Origin of the sequence: Methanoculleus thermophilus (genome assembly GCF_001571405.1) — an archaeon.
Lineage (GTDB): Archaea > Halobacteriota > Methanomicrobia > Methanomicrobiales > Methanoculleaceae > Methanoculleus > Methanoculleus thermophilus.
Window position 1 is genome coordinate 255,363 of sequence record NZ_BCNX01000004.1, and the last position, 19,460, is coordinate 274,822.

At 61.1% G+C, this 19,460-nt stretch carries 19 protein-coding genes and 1 tRNA gene; 8 read left to right on the forward strand and 12 right to left on the reverse strand.

What is annotated here, in order from left to right:
* Window positions 1-95 precede the first annotated feature (95 nt).
* The 9 genes from MCUTH_RS03080 to cfbA form a co-directional block, all read right to left on the reverse strand.
* Window positions 96-1,100 carry a hypothetical protein gene (locus tag MCUTH_RS03080; protein WP_083524743.1) on the reverse strand — a complete coding sequence of 335 codons (1,005 nt, stop codon included), beginning with the start codon at window positions 1,098-1,100 and terminating at the stop codon, window positions 96-98.
* A 66-nt stretch (window positions 1,101-1,166) separates the two neighbouring features.
* On the reverse strand, window positions 1,167-1,385 hold the full coding sequence (locus tag MCUTH_RS03085) for a PIN domain-containing protein (RefSeq protein ID WP_066955374.1): 219 nt from the start codon (window positions 1,383-1,385) through the stop codon (window positions 1,167-1,169).
* Window positions 1,370-1,591 (reverse strand): antitoxin VapB family protein, encoded by a 222-nt coding sequence (locus MCUTH_RS11540; RefSeq protein ID WP_066955377.1) that lies wholly within the window; start codon window positions 1,589-1,591, stop codon window positions 1,370-1,372. The genes MCUTH_RS03085 and MCUTH_RS11540 overlap by 16 nt, the downstream gene beginning before the upstream one ends.
* A 658-nt stretch (window positions 1,592-2,249) precedes the next feature.
* Window positions 2,250-2,322, reverse strand: a tRNA-Glu gene (locus MCUTH_RS03095).
* A 93-nt stretch (window positions 2,323-2,415) separates the two neighbouring features.
* Complete coding sequence (gene ilvE / locus MCUTH_RS03100; protein WP_066955380.1) at window positions 2,416-3,285, reverse strand: branched-chain-amino-acid transaminase; 870 nt, start codon at window positions 3,283-3,285, stop codon at window positions 2,416-2,418.
* Between the two features lie 77 nt (window positions 3,286-3,362).
* Complete coding sequence (gene cfbB, locus MCUTH_RS03105) at window positions 3,363-4,733, reverse strand: Ni-sirohydrochlorin a,c-diamide synthase (RefSeq protein ID WP_066955383.1); 1,371 nt, start codon at window positions 4,731-4,733, stop codon at window positions 3,363-3,365.
* Window positions 4,730-5,794 (reverse strand): Ni-sirohydrochlorin a,c-diamide reductive cyclase catalytic subunit, encoded by a 1,065-nt coding sequence (gene cfbD, locus MCUTH_RS03110; protein ID WP_066955386.1) that lies wholly within the window; start codon window positions 5,792-5,794, stop codon window positions 4,730-4,732. The genes cfbB and cfbD overlap by 4 nt, the downstream gene beginning before the upstream one ends.
* Window positions 5,795-5,796: 2 nt before the next feature.
* Entirely contained in the window at window positions 5,797-6,954 is a 1,158-nt protein-coding gene (gene cfbE, locus MCUTH_RS03115) for a coenzyme F430 synthase (protein WP_066955389.1), read from the reverse strand.
* A gap of 9 nt (window positions 6,955-6,963) precedes the next feature.
* Complete coding sequence (gene cfbA / locus MCUTH_RS03120) at window positions 6,964-7,371, reverse strand: sirohydrochlorin nickelochelatase (protein WP_066955393.1); 408 nt, start codon at window positions 7,369-7,371, stop codon at window positions 6,964-6,966.
* 75 nt (window positions 7,372-7,446) lie between these two features.
* On the opposite strand from cfbA, the gene MCUTH_RS03125 reads away from it, so the two are divergent.
* The 8 genes from MCUTH_RS03125 (at window position 7,447) to MCUTH_RS03160 (ending at window position 12,673) form a co-directional block, all read left to right on the forward strand.
* Complete coding sequence (locus MCUTH_RS03125; protein WP_066955396.1) at window positions 7,447-7,941, forward strand: Holliday junction resolvase; 495 nt, start codon at window positions 7,447-7,449, stop codon at window positions 7,939-7,941.
* A complete protein-coding gene (locus MCUTH_RS03130; protein WP_066955399.1) occupies window positions 7,938-9,071 on the forward strand; it encodes a methanogenesis marker 9 domain-containing protein in 1,134 nt (377 codons plus the stop codon). The genes MCUTH_RS03125 and MCUTH_RS03130 overlap by 4 nt, the downstream gene beginning before the upstream one ends.
* Window positions 9,058-9,864 (forward strand): triphosphoribosyl-dephospho-CoA synthase, encoded by an 807-nt coding sequence (locus MCUTH_RS03135; RefSeq protein WP_066955402.1) that lies wholly within the window; start codon window positions 9,058-9,060, stop codon window positions 9,862-9,864. The genes MCUTH_RS03130 and MCUTH_RS03135 overlap by 14 nt, the downstream gene beginning before the upstream one ends.
* Window positions 9,852-10,421 (forward strand): DUF447 domain-containing protein, encoded by a 570-nt coding sequence (locus tag MCUTH_RS03140; RefSeq protein ID WP_066955405.1) that lies wholly within the window; start codon window positions 9,852-9,854, stop codon window positions 10,419-10,421. Before MCUTH_RS03135 ends, MCUTH_RS03140 begins: the two co-directional genes overlap by 13 nt.
* Window positions 10,422-10,557: 136 nt before the next feature.
* A complete protein-coding gene (locus tag MCUTH_RS03145; RefSeq protein WP_066955408.1) occupies window positions 10,558-11,007 on the forward strand; it encodes a fasciclin domain-containing protein in 450 nt (149 codons plus the stop codon).
* 223 nt (window positions 11,008-11,230) lie between these two features.
* A complete protein-coding gene (locus MCUTH_RS03150) occupies window positions 11,231-11,659 on the forward strand; it encodes a fasciclin domain-containing protein (RefSeq protein WP_066955411.1) in 429 nt (142 codons plus the stop codon).
* Between the two features lie 101 nt (window positions 11,660-11,760).
* Window positions 11,761-12,186 carry a fasciclin domain-containing protein gene (locus MCUTH_RS03155; RefSeq protein WP_066955414.1) on the forward strand — a complete coding sequence of 142 codons (426 nt, stop codon included), beginning with the start codon at window positions 11,761-11,763 and terminating at the stop codon, window positions 12,184-12,186.
* Window positions 12,187-12,247: 61 nt separating this feature from the next.
* Window positions 12,248-12,673: a fasciclin domain-containing protein gene (locus MCUTH_RS03160; RefSeq protein WP_066955417.1), complete on the forward strand. Its 426-nt coding sequence runs from the start codon at window positions 12,248-12,250 to the stop codon at window positions 12,671-12,673.
* Window positions 12,674-12,690: 17 nt separating this feature from the next.
* Here MCUTH_RS03160 and uvsE read toward each other — a convergent pair whose 3' ends face one another.
* From uvsE to MCUTH_RS03175, 3 genes are all read right to left on the reverse strand, one after another.
* The gene (uvsE, locus tag MCUTH_RS03165; RefSeq protein ID WP_066955420.1) at window positions 12,691-13,587 is read right to left on the reverse strand and encodes a UV DNA damage repair endonuclease UvsE; all 897 of its coding nucleotides are present in this window, start codon (window positions 13,585-13,587) and stop codon (window positions 12,691-12,693) included.
* Between the two features lie 34 nt (window positions 13,588-13,621).
* Window positions 13,622-14,506, reverse strand: a complete 885-nt coding sequence (locus MCUTH_RS03170; RefSeq protein ID WP_066955423.1) for an HhH-GPD family protein — start codon at window positions 14,504-14,506, stop codon at window positions 13,622-13,624.
* 382 nt (window positions 14,507-14,888) lie between these two features.
* Window positions 14,889-18,683 carry a bifunctional RecB family nuclease/DEAD/DEAH box helicase gene (locus MCUTH_RS03175; RefSeq protein WP_066955426.1) on the reverse strand — a complete coding sequence of 1,265 codons (3,795 nt, stop codon included), beginning with the start codon at window positions 18,681-18,683 and terminating at the stop codon, window positions 14,889-14,891.
* Window positions 18,684-19,460: the final 777 nt, after the last annotated feature.

Below are 19,460 nucleotides of genomic sequence, written 5' to 3' on the forward strand. Positions count from 1 at the left end.
ATCGGGAGGAGACAGAGCGGATTTCCGCGAGTGTCACTGCCCGCCAGATCGAGTGGCGAAAGACTGCCGGGCTCCGGGCTAAAAGTACCGGATGGTTATGCGGCCGAGGAATCGGCACTGCCCGCCCGCTGCAGCCTCCGTGCCGCCACGGCGATCAGGAGAACTGCTCCCGCAGCGAATACGGCGTTGCCGGCAAGATCGATGGCGGAGTTGCCGAGAGAAACTGAGGGTTGAGGGAACGCATACCAGGCATAGGTGAGGAGCGCCCCGCCGGCCAGCGCCAGCCGGTGCCAGTCGCCCCAGCCCTGTCGTTCGGACCACGACCGGATAACGACGATCACGACGGCGTCCAGGAGGAGATAGAGGGCCACCGGTATCCACCAGTCTGAAAGATGCAGTGTCTGCGCGAATATCGTTATCAGCATGAATATCGAGCCGGCTGCGAGCGAGAACGCACCGACCGACCAGGCACCCGGTGCCGGCCGCGTGCTGGTATCTGCAGGCCTGTGCAGTTCGGGCGGCAGGCTGAATGCGGCGACGATCAGGACGATGACGGCTGCCGCAGCGCCTGCCAGTTGAGGCACCGGGGCGACAAAGGCCTCGGTGCTCAGGGTGGCTGCCGTTATGGCGATGCTGCCTATGGCGAAGAGGACGAAGGTGCTTGCCAGTCCCGGACGGCCAAGCCAGGGGGTGGTCCGGCGTTCCGGGAAGAGAACCTCGACGAGCGCTATCGGCACGCTGATGCTCCAGACGGTATGGAGGGTAAGCACGAAGAGAGTCCACGGGAGGGCGATCCCGAGCGCCGGCAGAAAGCCGTAATCGAGAAGGCGTTCACCAAGGTAGTTCGGATTGAAGAGCGACTGGGTGATGATGCCTTCTTCCAGAACGGCGTAGGCAAGGGCGAGCACGATCATGCCCGGCCAGCCTCTGCCGGTCCGCCGGACAACCTCCCTGATCAGGAGCGCACCGCCGCCGTACATCGGCGCCAGCACGATAAGGGCGGGGAGCATGGTGATGGCGAGGTTCCCGAGCAGGAACTCGGCGACGAGGGGAGCGAGGAAGAAGAGTATGACTGCGGGAGCGATGCGGCTAAAGGTCATCCCGATTGAATCCCGGGATCCATCGGTTGTATTCGCCGGGCCGGCGGGGGGCATGATTCTACTAGATCAGCCGGATTGACTTAAGCCCTTTTGGTACCGGGTCTTCGGCGTCTGGATGATTGCTTTGACTTCCCGGGGATTCATCCGCACCGATGTCGAGAGGCAGGCCCCGCGATAGCGTTCGAGGATGTTGATCGCCGTGGTGGCAAGGGGCAACCCTTCCGGCTCCATTGCCTCGAGCGCTTTCATCGCCTCTGGTTCGTGCCGGATCAGGTCGATGAGCACGAAGCTTTCCTCATCTCGCGTGACGCTTTCTCGATCGAGTCGGCCAGCTCGGGGTTCGGCCCGAACTCCTTGAGGACCTCGGAGAGTTTCTTCTTTGGTGGGGTATACTTCAGGATCACCTCGGAAAAACTCATCTTCGAGGTGCCTTTTAACTGCAGGAGCCTCTCGTATGCCTCATCGCTGATGCAGTTCGTCCTGTTTCCCACGACTGTGTATCTGTATGTGCCTCTATTTAGGCCCTCCCCGGGGACACAGATGGCGGCCACGGCCGCTACGGGGAGCACGATGAGGTGGTCTTCATACCATTCTCCTGACTGTGTACTTCCAATGCACGAGCCCATTCTGTGGGGAGTCACTTTGACAAGATAATCTTCGATAAACGCTAAAGGATCCGTGGTTCTGGTTTTCCTTTCTCCACATCTAGGTTGGCTCTGAGGCCAATTCAAACTCACTATTGAGGGTAGAAATATTCTGAAATTTTTGGGATAATTGGTAACAAAGTATGATTAACAACCAGTCTGATTGTAGAATTCATTTGATGCATTAAGACGATAAAGAATAGGTTTCCAACCGTAGAATTACATTAATTCGAACTGTTGGAGCCGATCAAAGACTCGCTTCGGGTGGGGCAGATTCCCCACGTTTTGACTGATCACAGGTTCATACCCAAGTGCCTCCCTTCCTCTTCATGAGAGTACTCGGAAAAACTCTGCACTTTTTATCTGCCTGGGATAATTTCCATAATCTCTATCGATCCCTAGGTTTACCAGCGCGTATGCTGATCACTACAGACCTTCTAAATACATACTACCTTTTTGTCCGAACTCATAGATGTAACCCAGGCCATTAAATTTCAAAACAGAATGCTGCTATGGGGATTTGAACCCCAGTCGTCGGCGTGAAAGGCCGACATGATTGGCCCCTACACTATAGCAGCGAGTGTGTGCACCAAAGTGCTATACAACTTCGGCGTCTGAAGATAAAAAAGTTATGCCAGGAGAATCCCCGGCCGCCCTGCGGCCCGGGGATCTCACTCGTAGATCGGGGTTCCTTCCTTCTGGGTGAGGGCTTTGTAGGCCGCCATCAGCTGGCGGGTGATCGGACCGGGCTTGCCGTTCCCGATGACCCGGCCGTCGATCTCGCGGATCGGGCCGACCTCGGCCGCGGTCCCCGTGACGAAGACCTCGTCGGCCGTATAGAGGTCGAAGTAGCCGAGGTTGCGCTCGATGATGGTAAGCCCCATCGACGTAGCGATCTCCAGCACGGCATTACGGGTGACGCCGCGCAGGTTGTTCAAGGTCGGCGGGGTGAGGAGGACGCCGTTCTTGACCAGGAATATGTTGTCCCCCGAGCCCTCGGCAATGTGGCCCTTGGTGTCGAAGAAGATCGCCTCGTCGACGCCGCGGTAGTTCGCCTCTATCTTTGCGAGGATGTTATTTAGGTAGTTGAGGCTCTTGACGTTCGGCGGCATCGACTCCGGGGGAGTGCGCCGGACCGAGACGCAGACGGCCCGCAGGCCCTTCTCGTAGAGGTCGCCGTACATTGCACCCCAGGTGACGGCGATGACGATGACGGTTGGCTTTGGGCATTTCCGGGGGTCAAGACCGAGATCGCCCTTGCCGCGGGTCACGATCGGGCGGATGTAGGCGTCTTTTAGGTTGTTCCGCCGGAGCGTCTCCTTGATGACCTCGGCCATCTCCTCCTTTGTGAGCGGGACGGCGAGATCGATCGTCTTTGCTGAGTCGTAGAGCCGTGCGAGATGCTCGTCAAGACGGAAGATCCTTCCGCTGTAGGCGCGTATCCCCTCAAAAACGCCGTCGCCGTAGAGGAGCCCGTGGTCAAAGACCGAGACCTTCGCCTCCTCCTCCGGGACGTATTTGCCGTCAAGGTAAATGATCATGGAAGTAGTGTGGTCTTGAGTTGCTTGTATCTTTTACGTTTCATGCCTTCGATATCGGTGTAGAATTCACGCCCCCCTCATTCCCGGCAGCAGTCCACAAAATGCGCGAGCATCTTTCGGCTCGTCACCGGGTGGAGGTGGGTGTAACTCCCGATAGTCCGGTCCCGGACCGCACCATCGAGCCCGTCGCGGATCCCGCTCCCCCGGGAGAGCTGGTAGGCGTAGCGGGTTCCCGGTGCGAGGTCGACGCTGCTGTAGTGAAACTCGTGGCCCTTGAACGCCGCCTCGCCCACGGGGCTCTCGGCCGCGCTCGTCCCCACGACGTAGCCGAGCATCCGGCGGGCCGGCATCCGGGTCTCCCCGGCAAAGACCCCGGCGAGGTCGTACGTCCTCTCCGTTTCGGCGTTCATGAACCCCGGAGCAAGGACCACCCGGTCGGTGAGGTAGATGAGCCCTCCGCACTCCGCGTAGATCGGCGTCCCGTTCCGTGAGACCTCGCGGACCTCCTCCCGCATCGTGGTGTTCGCCTCGAGCTCCGGGCCATAGAGTTCCGGGTAGCCGCCGCCGAAGATGTAGCCGTCGGCATCCGGCAGCGTGTCATGGATCGGGGAGAACGGGACCACCTCTGCACCGAACGCTGCAAGCAGGTCAAAGAGGTCGGCGTAGTAGAAGTTGAAGGCCTCATCGAGCGCGACGCCGATCCGGACGTCCGGGTCGCGGGGTATCGGATACAGATCGTCCCCATCCGGGACCGGCGTAACGTCCCGGGCGAGTCCAAGGAGCGCCTCTAGGTCGACGTGTTCGCCGATCATCCGTTTCACCGCCTCGATCCGGGCATGGAACTCCTCGTGCCCCTGCCCCTCAAGGTAGGGCACAAGGCCCAGGTGGCGCATCGCAAGTTCCATCTCCTCCCCCCGGGGGATAGTGCCGACGACCGGTATGCCGCAGTAGTGCTCGATCGCTCTGACTGCCTTCTCCTGATGGCGGGTCCCGGTGACGTTGTTCAAGATCACCCCCCGGATATCGACCTCCGGGTCGAAGGCCAGAAACCCCTTCACGATCGCCGCCGCGCTCCGGGTGATGCTCCGGGCGTTGATGACCAGAATGACTGGGAGATCGAGCTGCTTTGCAATGGCGGCGGTGCTCCCGAGGTCCGTGAGCGCCTCTGCGCCCTCAAAGAGCCCCCGCACCCCCTCGACGACGGCGATATCCGCTCCCCGGCACCCGTAGGCAAAGACCGCCCGGACCTCGTCCGGGCTCATGACGTAGCCGTCCAGGTTCCGGCAGGGCCGGCCCGTCACCCCGGTAAGGTAGGAGGGGTCGATGTAATCCATCCCGACCTTGAAGGTCTGGACGGTCCGGTCGGCCGAGAGGAGGGCCGAGAGCGCGAGCGTGATGCTTGTCTTCCCGCTCCCCGAGCGGTCGCCGGCGATAAGAAAGGACTTCATCGCATACTCCGAAGGACTGCCCCGAACTCACTCTCGACGATCTCGCGGACACCGAGGGTTTTAGGGTGTAAGTCGATCTCGACCATCACGTGCCGGTGGCCCATCTCCCGGAGCGGCTCCACCTGCCGGGGGCCGTTCGTGATCGAGAAGACCTCGATCCCGCGGGTGTACTCCGGTGGAACGGCGTGCGGGACCCCGACGAGGAGGGCGAAGTCGGGATCGAGCTCGCGGATCCGCTCCCCGATCGCGGGCCCGTTCGCCCCGTACTCATCGAGCGCACCAAGCAGTTCCGGGTCAACCCCCATCTCCCGCATCCCGGCAAGGATCCGGGCGGCGTCATCCCGGACCTTCGGGAGCCCCCTGTCCTCGAGGTTTGCCAGATACGTGACCGCGGCGTCCGGGCAGACCTCGTGGAGCGCAACGAGTTCGTCGGCAAACATATACGCGGTCTCTTTCTTCGCGTTCATCACCGCGACCCCGGTGGCGCCGGAGTCTGCGAGCTCGACAAGCCTTCTCGCCGCGACGTGCTTGAGGTCGCCGCGGGAAGGCTCGATGTAGGTCCTGGAGGCCGCTCCCCGCAGCCGCTCGACCTCGTTTGCTTTTGCAAGGAGATACCGCTGCCGCTCCAGTTCCTCGGCGCTGATCCAGCCTGCGTCAGCCGCAGGCTCGAGTGCCGCAAGAACGCCCTCGATGTTCTCCCGAAACCCTGCATGGATATCGACGGCGATCGTCGGGGTCTCAATTTTAGCGTCCTGGACCGCCGACTGGAGGTCTTCGCCGATGATCATCGCAACACACGTCCCGACGACCGCCATCCGCCGGGGGTGAAACGCCTCCTCGGCGTAGCGGAGCACCCGCACAAGCGGGTCGTGCCCGCCGAAGATGAACTCGTTATCGGCAAGCGACGTCGTCAGGACCCGCATGCCGTCCTCCTCGAGGAGCCGGGCGTGCTTGAACGAGCAGCCCGACGGGCCGTGGAGGACCGCCACGTCCACCCCCAGGTCGCGGGCGGTATAGAGCGCCGCGACGATTGAACTCGGTCTTGGTTGAATGTAGTCCATGTTTATCTCCACGTCTTGACTGCAAGGACGATCGCCGCTCCAGCCGGGGTGATGCTCCGGGCGGCGGCAAGCCCCTCCTCAAGCGTCGCCGCCGCGTGGCCCTCCCCGACATAGACGGTTGCAGCCGGCGCGACGGCCTCGACCGTCCGGCGGACCTCCTCGGCCGGGAACCCCTCGCAGATTGCTCGCGCCTCCTCGCCGATGACGAGCGTTAAGGGGGCGTTGCCCGAGAGGTTCCGGGCATAGCGGACGGCCTCAACGGTGGTCGCCATGTTCGTCCCGCTGTTTGCGTTATCGAGGACCAGGACCTCCCCTTCCCACCGGGCTGCCATCCGGCCGGGGAGGGCGGAAAAACCCCCGAGGGGCGAGGGATGGATCCCGAGGATGCAGGCCGTCGCCGCCGCGAGCGCTAGCGGGGTCTGGTAGCCGGGGAGCGTGCAGAGCGGGTTTGTAAACGTCCCGGTAACCCCGTTTCCGGAGTAGCGGCACGTTTCTTCTTCAAAGGATACGATATCCCCGGCCGCGATCCCGCCGGGAAGATCGATCCCCGGCGGGAGGACGACCGTCTGTGCCCGGGAAAGCAGCCGGCACTTCTCCGTTATCGCGCGCTTCTTTCCTGCCGCGATCGGGTAGTCTTCCGCCGAGGTCAGCACCGCCACGTCCCCGGCGGCGGTCACCCCGAGCGACTCTTCGGCGACCAGCCACCCGCCGATCCGCTCCGCCTCGCGGACCGCCGGGATCAGGGAGGCGGGGGTGATGCTCTTCCTCCAGAGCAGTTCGCGCTCAGGGTAGCGGTAGGTCCCGGTCGATGTGTGCAGAATGCCCGGGCCCGGGAGCAGCGCCGCGATGGCATGGGCCGTCGTGGTCTTCCCTCTCGCTCCGGTGATCTCGATGAAGGGGTGCGGGAGCCGGCCGCCCAGGATGCGCCGCACCATCTCGTGGTGCGGGACCGCTGGCCCGTGTTTACGTAAGATCGGGTGGTCGGGATCGAGGTGAACCGGCGCGGTGACGAGGTCGTAGGTGCGGACGAGCGCCTCGGAGGTGGGGATCCCGGTCTTTCCACGGTAGACATCCACTTCGTCCGTCTCGTGGCCGGCATCCCGGAGCGCCGCGGCGAGGTCTGCCCCGCCGTGGATGGTATCCAGCACCAGGACCCGCATATCCTCCCTTCAGGGTTGCAGGTTTGCGATCGCGTCGGCCGCGTTCTTCAGCATCAACTCCGCAAGCAGCGGGTCGCTGCCGATGGGATTGGCGTAGACGAGCGGGATCGTCTTTCCGTTGAGCTGGAACTCGCCTCTCCGTGAACCTTCCGGAAGGCCGAGGATCTCGGGGATGTCTTTATCGATGTGCACTCCTCTTGCGAGGAAGAGCGGGACGACGACGAGCATCTCGATATTCTCCTTTCGGAACGCTTCGAGCTGCTCCTCCACCGTCGGTGTGTTGATGCTCATGAATCCGGGCTTGACGATATACTCGTTGGTCTTCCTGGCGATGAGTTCCGCAGTCGTCTCGATCAGTTCCTTATTATATGGGAGCTTGCTGCCATGCCCCACCAGTAACATTCCTTTAATACCCATATGTTACAATGTAATACGATGCCCTATTAAAATAATTACCGATTGTTTTTAAGGGCCTGGTTCGAGATCTATGTGATGGCAAATTTCGAATTGGAGGTCGCCTCATGTATCAACCGATTTTTCGCTCAGCGGAAGATGCAGGGGTTTGCCTACCGGCTCAAGCAGAGTAAGTTCAATACCCAGTATGTTGACGTTCTCGTCGACTCCCTCGACCCCCGCTACTACCTGGCCATCGAGTGCAAGTCGATCTCCGGAAAGAAACTCTACTTCTCGAAGCACTTTCACCTCGATAAGAATAACGTCCATCAGGTCGACTCGATCACCGATTTCATCCGAAAGACCGGACGCAGGGGGTTTCTTGCCGTTGAGTTCAGGTTCGGGGCGGGAATACCTAAGGAGGCGTACCTCATGCCATGGGAGCAGGTCCTTGAGCGCTACCGGACCGCCCCAGGCATCTCAATCGAGGATTTCCGTCTCTGCTGTGCGCTCACCCGTTCCAATGGCGAGTATGAACTTGGGGCGGATACAAATCAATATCCTCTCTCACCACCAACGGATGGAGAAGCATGATGGAAGCATATGATCGTTTTGAGCTCCTCATAAACGATCGTGTCGTAAAAACACCGGTGGCAATCGCATCCATGGCAGGGATCGTGGATGCCGCCTATGTTCTTGAGCGGGCGGCTCATGTCGGGGTCGCCTTCATCGGCGGCTATTCCATCGACGCCCCCACCCTTGAGGCGAGCCGGAAGATGGCCGCAGAGGGCCGCAAAGAGTTTCTCTACGACGATCCCATTGAGGCGCTGGAGCAAGAGGTCAATGCCTTAAAGCAGAGCGATGTCGTTACCGGCCTCAACCTCCGCGGGAGCACGCCTGCCGCGTATGCCGAGGTCGCCGCTGCGTTTGAGGACCAGGTGGTCTACGAGATCGATGCGCACTGCCGGCAGCCCGCGATGCTTGAGGCGGGGTGCGGGGAGTACCTCCTCAAGAATCCGGCAAAGCTCGTCGAGATCATCCGTGCCCTAAAGGCGGAGGACGTGACGGTCTCGGTGAAGATGCGTGCCGGTGTTGCCAATGATGCCGATCTTGCCAGGACCGTCTGGAAAGCGGGAGCGGATATCCTTCATGTCGACCTGATGGACTTCGGGCACGTAAGGCTCCGCCAGATCCGCAACGCCTCCCCCCTGATGCTGATAGCAAACAACTCCATCAATACCTTCGACCGTGCGATGAACGCCTTCTCACACGGGGCTGATCTCGTTTCGCTTGCCAGGCAGTCCGACCCCTGGACGCTTGCCGGCCTCGATGCCGCTATCACCCGGTTCGCCGATGAGTGCGGGTGGTACAACGCCCCAAAACAGCTCTGCCGGGGCGGCGATATCCGGTCGCTAGCCTTCTGCTGCATGCCGGTGAAGGCCTGCCCGCTCATCCCTGCCCTCCAGAAGTTTGGGCTCTCACGGGAGGAGTACCTGAAACTCAAACAGGAGGCGGTCAAGGGGACTCCGCTCGACGGCGGTAAGACCACCTGCTTTGGGGGCCTCGCCTGGTGCTGCAAGATCAGCTCGCCCTGCATGTTCCGGAACATGACGCTTGAAAAGATCGATCTCTCTCCACGCGAGTACATGCGCTGCAAGCGCCGCCTCTCCGAACAGATCGTGCATAGGATATTCGAGGAAGAATCCGCCGATGAATCGAGCTGAACGTGCGCAGATGGCGATGATGCTCGAGGTCTGCGCCTATCCGAAACCCGGGAACGTGGACCGGTGCCACGACTATGAGGATACGCGTCTTGAACACTTTCTCGCCTCGACGATCCTCGCACGACCCGTCTTCGATGCGGCCGAGAGGGACGGCGGCCGGGTCGGAAGCCTGATCCGTGAGGCGGTCCGCCGGACGAACAATCATTCCGGAGGAAACACCCATTTTGGGGCGTTCATCCTCCTCGTTCCCCTCGTCCTCGGCGGGGATATCGAGGGAGCACGGAGGGTCGTTGCTGAAACCGATGTCGAGGACGCGGTCGATTTTTATGCGGCCTTCGGCCTCACGAGCGTTCGGATGGGAGAGAGCGACGACCTGGACGTGAACGACCCGGCCTCAATCGCCGCGATCCGGGAGCGGGGGATGACCCTTGCAGATATTATGGCCTACTCGGCGCCCCGGGATATGGTTGCCCGGGAGTGGACGAACGGATTTGCCCTGACACGCCGGTGTGCGGACCTGCTGCATGCGCACGGGTGCGGACGGAAGGCAATCGTGGATGCATTCCTCGACCTTCTTGCGACGGAGCCGGATACGTTTATCGCAAAGAAGCACGGGATGGAGGTTGCGGAGCGGACGATGCGGTGTGCGGCAGAGGTGCTTGAGAATAAGCGCGATCTCACTGCATTCGATGTGGAGTGCATCAGAGACGGCATAAATCCCGGCTCGATCGCCGATATCACGATTGCCGGGATCTACGTAGCCCTCGGGGAGGGGTGGCGGTGGGATTGCTGACCGAAGGGATCAACGAGGTGATCGCGACCACCGACGGCAACGCCGCCCCGATGGGGATCATCAATCGGAACGGAACGCTCCATATGGTCCTCTTCCGCGGGAGCCACACCGCCCGGAATGTCGTCCGCGACCGCTGGGTGGTGGCGAACTTCACCTTTGACCCCGTCATCTATGTCCGCACGGCGTTTGACGACCTCCCCGATGATGCCTTCGTCCGGGAGGAGGTCGACGGGATGACCGTCTGTCGGCTCCGCGATGCCGAGGCCTGGGCTGCATTTGCTGCGGACGTGGAGCGGTCGGGAGACGAGGCGATCACGGTCCGGCTCACTCCCCTCCGTGAAGAGGTGCTGGATCTCCAACTGCACCCGGTGAACCGGGGCTTTGCGAGCATCGTGGACGCGACGGTCCACGCCACCCGCTACGTCAAAAACCGCGACCCCTGGCTCGGAGAACTGATCGAGCACCACGCCGGCCTTGCGCGGAAGTGCGGGGGGCCCCGGGAATGGGAGGCGCTTGAACTCCTCAAGCGATATATCGCCGACCGGGCCGGTGAGTGAGGGAGTATAATACTCCTCCATCCGGTCAGAATGCGAGCAGGCGCTCGCATTGAGCACTTTTTCTATGATGTTTGAACTATAATAATCAATATATAGAATGATCTCCACGGAAGGCCCTTACAGGAAGGTGCCTGGTATGGCGAAGATCTTTGAGATACTCAAGAGCGATGGAAGATTCAGCCGGCTCATCGAGATTGTCCAGACCCTCGGTGAGGATGCGATGCTGCAGGGTGAGGGGCCGATGACGTTCTTTGCTCCGGTTGACTCGGCATGGGACGCGATCCCCGAGCCGAACAGGTCGATGATCTTAAACGACAAGCAGATGCTCTCGCATCTCATCGACTTCTTTACGATAGGGAACCATGCGTGTACTCTCGATAAACTGCTTGCAAAGAATGTCGTGGAGACTCTCGAAGGAAATCGCATCATGGTCCGAAAGACCGAGCGGGGCACGCAGGTTGATGAGGCTCTCGTGCTCGAGGGGGATATCAAGGCCGACAACGGCATCATCCACGCCCTTGATAGCGTTCCCTTTGTGACCCTCTCGCAGGCCTTTGAGGCTTACACGCCATCGGCAAGCGAGTGAACGAGAAACCCTTTTTTTGCCCGGCGTTTGTGCCTCTGTATCCGGGGTTGCGCTAGTTCGATGCCAAATTCAGCTCCATGCTGCCACAAGCGGGCATATCCAGTCTGGCCTCTCAACCAGTCGCATGCAGTCCCTGTCCGGTCGGGATTGTTGACGGAGAACTATTGACGTAATTATATATACTTCTACAAATGATCCCGCAGTCCATCTTGGGGGACAACCGATGAAGAGCATCTTTGAGACTGCCCGTGAGGACGACCGGCTGAGCACCTCGCTTCGGATAGTACAGGTCGGTGAGATGGTGCCCCTCCTGGACGAGGTTGGAGAGTATACTGCGTTCTTCCCGACGAACGAAGCATTCTCCAGATTTCCCGCAGAGGTGCTGCATGCGGTCATGGTCGACCGGGAGCGACTTACCAGCCTGATCAAGTACCATGTGGTCCAGGGTAAACTCACCGTACAGGAACTGGCTCAGATGGAGGCGATCCGGACTCTTCAGGGCGACCACCTGGAGATTGAGGGGGGTCCGGAGATGGTGAAGGTGAATGATGCTGCCATCATCCAGGCCAACGTCGACTGCACAAATGGGATGTACCATGTCATCGATCAGGTGCTCCTGCCCCGTGCAGTCGAGGCGCGGGTGACGCGGTGATACGGATATCACCCCGGTCTGCAGGCTCTCACGGGGATCGTGCGGGACCACCCGCAGTTTTATAACCTCGCCACCCCATCCCACGGCGGGAGCTGGTTTGCATGAAGAGTATCCTTGAAACTCTACGGGAATCGGGGTCGTTTACGATCTTCCTTGACCTCGTTCGAACAGCCGGTCTGGAAGGGAGGCTGAGCACCGAAGGTCCGTATACGCTCTTTGTCCCGAACGACGACGCGTTTGGGATGGTATCCCGGTCGGAGCTCGACGCCATCCGGGGAGATGCCGACCGGCTCATCGATGTCCTGAACTACCATATCGTCCCGGGAGTGCACTCCATGATAGATCTCCTCGGGATACGGACCCTGCGGTCGCTGGAGGGTGATGACCTGACCGTGGAGATCGCGCCGGAAGGAGTGTTGGTCAACAACGTCCCGGTTGTAGAGTCCGATGCCTGGTGTACGAACGGGATCTGCCACGCGATCTACACGTTGCTCCTTCCCCCGGTTGCGAGAACCGTGGCTGCATAGAGTGGATCCTGGATGAGCCGTGAGAATGTATAAATAATCCTGCATAGAGTGAGGGAACACCATGAAGAGCATCATCGAAACCCTGGAGGATTCCGGAAGCTTCACCGTGTTCCTTGAATTCGTCAGAATTGCAGGGATGGAGCCGATGCTTCGCGAGAGGGGGCCATTCACGGTCTTTGTCCCGACGGACGAGGCGTTTGCCCGGGTCCCGAAAGAGCGGATGGACGAACTGCGGCAGGACCCGGACAAACTTCTCCTGATCATGAGTTACCATGTGGTTCCGGGGCAGTTTACCTCGGAGGATCTCAAGAGCCTTGCCGCCGTCAGGTCGAGTATCGGAACAGAGATCGTCCTCCGGTCGTCCGATCGGGGCATAACCGTCAACAGCGTTCCGATCGTCGAGAGCGATGCGTTCTGCACGAACGGGATCTGCCACGCCATCGCGTCGGCGCTCGTTCCGCCGGTGGTTGAGATCGTCCCGTCCTGACCCGGGCTCTTAGTGCTCTATCTTGGGAGGAACCGCCTATCCGAGCGGGCGATCTCGACGGCGGCAAGAGCGCTCTTTTCTTTGTCCTTGATCTCGAGCATGATATCCATATCTGTCGGTGCGGTCTCGCCGAGGAACTGCGCAAAGGCCGCTCCGTCCAGGCTTTCTGTATGCCTGCCCTTCCGGGCTTTGGGCATCTGGGTGCTGTAGTCGACCATCGGGATGCCGTCTTCTGGCCCCCAGGTTGCGCTGCACAGTTCAACCGCTTCGGTCACCGTCTCCCCGGAGGAGTTGACCTGATGATGTAGCGAGTCGAAGAGGACCGGTATCGCGGTCTCCTTGTGGATCGCGAGGCAGTCGGCCAGGGTGTAACGCGGGTCGTCGTTCTCGATGACCAACCGGCGGAGGATACTCTCGTCGAGACGGGCATACTCGCGGCAGAAGCGCTCCATCGAGGCCTTGCGGTCGCCGTAGATGCCGCCGACGTGAATCTGGATCTTCGCGGTCGCATCAAGGTGCAGGGCGTCGAGGACCGCGGCGTGGTAACGAAGTTCGGCAAGGCTTCTGTCGATGATCTCCGGATCTTTGGCGTTGATGATGACGAACTGGTCCGGGTGCATGGAGATCCGCATATCGTGCTCGCGGATGAACCGGCCGATCTCTGAGAACGTCTCAGAGAAGGTCTCCCGCCAGGGGGCGGTGCAGACCGGGTGCGATGCAAACGGGACGAGGTCGGAGGTGATCCGGAAGAAGAGGATATCCGATGCCAGGTTGAAGCGGAGGATCGCATCGAGGCAGCGGAGATTCTTGCTGAGGGTCTCTTCCAGCCGCTCGCGGGAGTACGAGGCGAGCCGGAACGTGCGCCCGGAGGAGCAGCCGATGCTCCTGTTGATGCACGGGTAGCCGATCTTCATACCCCGCGGGGTGGCGCCCTTCCGGCATCAACCTTCACCTGCAGGTGTAGGTCCCGTCGCTCTCGGCGACGAACCCCTCCTGGGCGAGGTCGGCGAGGATCCTTCTTACCCGACCGGGGTCTTCACCGGTTCGGGCGGCGGCCTCACCTTCCGTGACTGCACCCTCCTCGAGGACGAGGGCGAGCAGCCGGCCGCGGACCTGCCGGTCGGAGCCTTCGAACCGGCTCTGCCGGGAGTAGGATGCGCTCCGCCGGTTTGGGTTTGCCGTCCGTTTCTTTAGGACCGAACCGTAGTCCATTAACGCACTGTACCACTCGCGGGGGTTCTCCCGGTAGAGGGCCCGCTCCACGACCGGGAGGATCTCATCATCCCTGACTCCCTCTTTTTCGGGGAAGAAGAAGTGGATGAAGACCCGCCGGATGTTCGTCTCTATGTAGACGACCGGCATATTGAAGGCATACGCGCAGATGGCAGCCGCGGTCGCCTTCCCGATGCCGGGGAAGGTCGCGAGCGTCTCGACGTCCGCGGGGAGCCGGCCGCCGTACTCCTCGACGACGCGCTGCGCCGTCTTCTGGAGGGCGATTGCCCGGCGGTTGTAACCCATCCCCTGCCAGGCGAGGAGGATCTCGCTCTTTGGCGCGCGGGCGAGGCTTGCAAAGTCGGGAAACCGGTTGAGGAACTCGCGGTACTTCCCGGCGACCCGCTCGACCTGTGTCTGCTGGAGCATGATCTCGGAGACGAGGATCCGGTATGGGTCGGTGGTCCGCCGCCAGGGGAGATCGCGGCCGTGGTTGCGGTAGTGGGAGAGGATGAGGTCTTGAAAGAGGGCGATGGCCCTCTGGGTGATCCCGTGCGCCCGGGTCTCTTCGAGGATTCGCCGTTCGAGGTCGTTCTGGTCGGGGTCGAGGCTGCCGATCACGGTATCTGGTTTGTCGGACAGGGGGAAATAGGTTGGGCGGGGGGTGATCGGGATCAATGGGTCGGCTTTTTCATCGCTGTAGATGTCAGGGTGTGATGATGGATGGGGTACGATGAAGGGCCCTCTATACTACTTGACTGCCCATATACTGGACCGTGGGGGATATCGCCATAGGGGGGAGAGGTTACAGGGGAGGGGGGAGCATCCCCCCTCGAAACTCTCCGAGTTTCTCAAGCTCGCTTCGCTCGCACTCCCCTGTCCCCACCCCCCAGTTGCGATGCCCCCTGGAAAGCCGTGCATGGGTCATGGGGTCACTGAACACTAGGTTGCTCGGAAGATCCCCTGGTTTTAGGAAGTGGCGCAACTGGTGGTTACGCGTTCTCTATTCCTCCTCCCGCGCCCGCATCACCGTGAGCCTGATTCCCGCCTTATCGTCGAGGGAAAACGTCCGCACATCCCCGTGAGCCCTGCAGAACTCCTGGAGGTCGAGCATATGGGTCAGCCCCTCTGCCGCCTTCTGATTCTGGACGAGGTCAAGCGGCGGCTCCAGCAGCGGCCGGGGCAGGAAGACCACACATTTCGCCCGGCTCCGGGTCAGTGAGACGTTTAAGCGGTTCTTGCTGTAGATGAACTCGGCTTCGGCAAGAGCGGTCTCTGGATCGCTCACCCCGTAACTGACGATTGCGCACTCGGCCTCCTGCCCCTGCATCTTGTCGACGGTATCAATGAACGGCGGATACTTCCAGTCCCGTATCCTGGAGACGGCGTTCCGGATGGCTCCTATCTGGGCGTGGTGCGGGCTGACGATGAAGAGCCCGCTCCGCCAGAATCGGTAGTTTCCATCCTCTGTCTCAGGATACGGGGCCCCGGATTCTGGGTCGATCAGCCTCTCCCGGAGCGCTCCGACCAGCCGGGTGACCAGAGCCGCCTCGGTGGGGTTCTCTACCGTCGTCTGAACGCCCTCGAGGATACAGAGGACGAGCGGGCATTCTGGATCGAGGACCCACTCGACCCACTCCTCGCCGGGCTCGTCGGGGGCGAGGGCGATCTTTTGCGCTGCGATCGCACTGGTCGCGGGGGCGTAACCGGTCCCATAGAGGGTCTCCGCCGGGAACCGGCAGAGGGTCCGGTTCATCCGCCAGTTCTCCAGGAGCTGGCAGGTATAGACGGGGTGCTCCGGGTCGTCGCGGCGTCTGAGGTAGGCAAAGATTGAGTCCTCAAGCCCCGGGAGACCGTCCTCAGGCACCGGGTAGGCTCCGAGAATGACCGGGGGGAGTTGAAGGTCGTCGCCCGCAAGGACGAGCCGCCCACCGTCTGCGAGCAGCGGGAGGACCATCGCGAGTTCCGCCGGCCGCATCTGCGAGGCTTCGTCGATGATCAGGAGATCGAAGGATGGGAGGAATTTCTCAAGCCTCTCGAAACTGTGCACGGTCCCCCCGAGGAGGAGGGACGGATAGCCGACGACGGTCTCGACCCGATCGTGGGGCAGCACCTCGAGGCATCGTTTCCCCCCCGGGGTGTGGATGCTTCTTAATTTGTATATGGGAAGAGCCGCAGTAAGGCCGAATCCCTCGACCGAGTCCTGCACCTTGACGAGCAGGTTCTCGATGGCGGCGTGGGTGAACGCGGCCACTCCCACCCGGATCCGCTTACCGTGCTCCTTTCGGGCCTTGACGAGCGAGAGGACGGCATTGGCGAGAAAGTGTGTCTTTCCGGTTCCGGGCGGCCCCCAGACGAGCGTCAGGCGGCTTTCTATCATCCTGGAGAATGCCCTGGCCTGGCTTTTCGTGAACCCTGCGTCGCCGGCGAGCCGTCTGGCATCGGCGATGACCTCTTCCGACTCGAGGACCGGTGCCGCGAACCCCCGTGGGTCCCGGAGGAGGCGGATGAACGGGTTATTCGGCTCCCCGTCCAGGGCGAGGAGGCGGTCTACGTAGCGCGGCGTGACGAAGTCGGTGAAGCGCGGGTTTAGCACCGCACAGTCGCCCTCGGAGAAGGGCTGATGATTCCAGGGATAGGTTACCTCCAGCACAAGCCCCCTCACCTCACCGGCAGCATGGTTGACGATGGTGTCGCGGACATGGGCGAAGCAGACCCCGCTCTTGCCGGGGTTAGGGCTCGCCCGGTAGCGGAGGTCGTCGAATGCGAGGAGCGCCTCCTCGCCCGCGTCGCCGTCCGGCACCAGGAGGTAACTGAACGCCTGAGACTGCTCGAACGTCGCAAGGTCGAGAGGCGAAAGCACCTTCCAGAAGTTCCCCTCGATCTTTCTGACCGGGATGCTGATACCGTCCCGGATGCGCACCGCCGGCGGTCTGCTCCGCAGTTCCTGGATCTTTCGGGCGCCCAGGCTTGACTCGTACTCCGCGATGAAGAGGAGGCGTGAGACCTCCGGCGTCGCTGCGTCCCAGGGGCGCGGGAACCGGAAGTTCTCCGGCCACCGGACGAGGCTCTCCTTAACCCGTTCGCGGAGCCCCTCGAGGAGACTCCCTGCAGCAAGGAGGCGGCGCGCGATCTCCTGGCGGATCCAGCCCGTGGCCTCCGGTCTTGCTCCGCTCCAGGCCATGATGACGGCATCGCTCTTCATGGCGTTGCTCTGCTCGTTCCAGAAGAGGGTGTTTGGACTGAGCTGATACGGAAAGCGTGAGGAGGGGATGGCCGCGAGGACCTCCGGGAGACGGAGGGTGAACGGGACGGGGAGGGCCAGCAGCCGCCGGATCTCGCGCGTCAAGACGACGATCGGGAAGGAGACCGATGCTGCCGGGTGGCAGAACCCGAGCGCAATGCCGGGATCCTGGTAATAGAACCGCAGCCTGAGGGCCGTCTCTGCCGTGGCGGGGTCTTTGATCGCTTCGTTCAGGAGTTGATTGAAGAGTTCCTCCTCGTAGGTATCGTAGACGTAGGTCTGCACCGAGATCTGGTCCGCCCACTCATGCTCCCGGTTGTACCCGTCGACGGCTTCAAGTTCCGCGGCGAGCGCCTGGAGAAACTCCCGCTGCACCCTGGTGCAGTCGTCGGGGTTCTGGGCGACGAAGATGGCTTCATGCGCGGGGGTGCCGTAGACCTTCTTCCCCTTGCTTCGTCGAAACCCGAGGGCGTATACCCGGCCGGAGACGGGGTCCTTCTGGAGCGTCAGGACGATGCTTACCCCTTCGTAGACGGGGAGGGCAAGCGATGTCCCGGTCCCGCGGACGACCTCTCCCGTGGTGAGCGCCCGGACGGTTGCGCGGAGGCGGTCGCCCTGGCCTGCGAGTGATCCGCAGTTCTCGAGGTGCCGGTCGTTATCCCGGTCTGCAAGGAACCGTTCAAGCTCGGGAAGCGTGTTGATGGGGTTCCCCCCGTTCCAGGGGGCCTCCCGGAGATAGCGCCTTCCTACAGGCGAAAGCCCCGGGATCTGCGAGACCGAGGCAGTGGTCTCTGCCTCCTTGCGGCAGTATGGGTAGAACTCGCAGGTCTCGCACCGCGAAGTGATGTGCCAGGGCACCTCCTCCGGCGGTTCTTCAAGGATCTCCGGGAGGCGGTAGCGGAGGAAGTCTTCGACCACCCTGATGTTGAGGTGGAGATCGAAGGGTTCCGGCTCCTCCTTTCCATGGAGCCAGATCCCAGCCCGGGAGAGGTCGACCTCGAGATCGATCCCGAGCAGGTCGAGAGCGTGATCGAGGATGAGGGCATAGAGAGTCGCCTGGATCCGGTGGGTGATGCTGAGTTCTTCGCTTGCTTTGATGTCGATGATTGAGAGTCGTGACTTCCCATTCTCTTTCTGCTCCATCCGAATGAGATCAGGGCGGCAGGGAGAGAACCGGTAGGTCTCCGGGTCGAGGCCATAGTTGCGCAGGAAGTGAACTGAGACCGGAATGGTCGCCTGGTAGATTGCCTCGCCGGGGGAGAGTCGGGGGAGGAGGTTGAAACTCTCTTCGATGGAGAACGATCGGTCGGTGAAGGGACCCGCGCCGCCCGGGATCCGGGCTCTTCCAGAAAGTTTGGTGCGGATGACCTCCTCTTCCCACCGGATGCCTGCATCCATGAGGGCCTGCGTCACTGCGCTTCGCCCGGCTCTGACCGCCGGGATGCCTGCGTCCGCGCGCTCCTTCTCGGGGGTTGCATGGTAGCGCAGGTAGCGCTCGCAATCGTGGTAGAAGAACCAGCCGATGAGCGATGGGCTGAGATTGAAGCGGGGCATGGGTATTCGTCTGGCTCCGGGGGTTTCCCCTGTTGTGCCATTCTGTTTGCGCGGCCGTAACAAAACAGTTGTTATTTGTGGCTTTTTGTGTTCCCGCGCGGAATACGGTCAGACCGTTTATGCCCGGGAGAATGAGCGGGTTGGAGAACGGTGTTGCTGTGGTCTGAACGCTAAACCCCGGTGGAAACGGCTTGTTTTGGTGGATCCTGCAGGAGGATTTATATCTTAGTAATTCTAACGTTATTCCTCACATAGGTGAGTAGGTCGTCGGGCGATACGTCTCGAGAGATCATGTCACCGTTCCGGGGGTTTAGAGTAAATCCCCGGAATTGATTCCCATGCAGGAGCGCAATGTTTATATGTAAGCGCGAACAACATTGGATCCTGCACAGGTGAATCGGGTTCGAGCCGAAACTTCGTATTTCGGCTGGGATCTGGGTGCGGGGCAAGAGTTTCAGAGAACTCTTGCTGCGAGGCCTGAAGCAGGAACATAATGTTTATATGTGATGAAGAACAAACATTATTTCCTGCGCAGGTGAAAAAGTTCGGCCGGGTTTGGGCCGACTCACCTGTAATCAAAGGGATATGAGGGTTTGAGGCCCAAGCCTCAAATCTGATGCAGGGAGCAAATGTTTATATACTTACAAAACAAACATTGTTTCCCTGTTGATGGAGAACTAACAAGACCGTGCTTTGAGCCGGGTTGGTTCTGACGTTGGCATTGGCAATGCGGAATTTTGTCCAGTAACCGCTAATTCCGTCCCAAGTTTAGTAGTG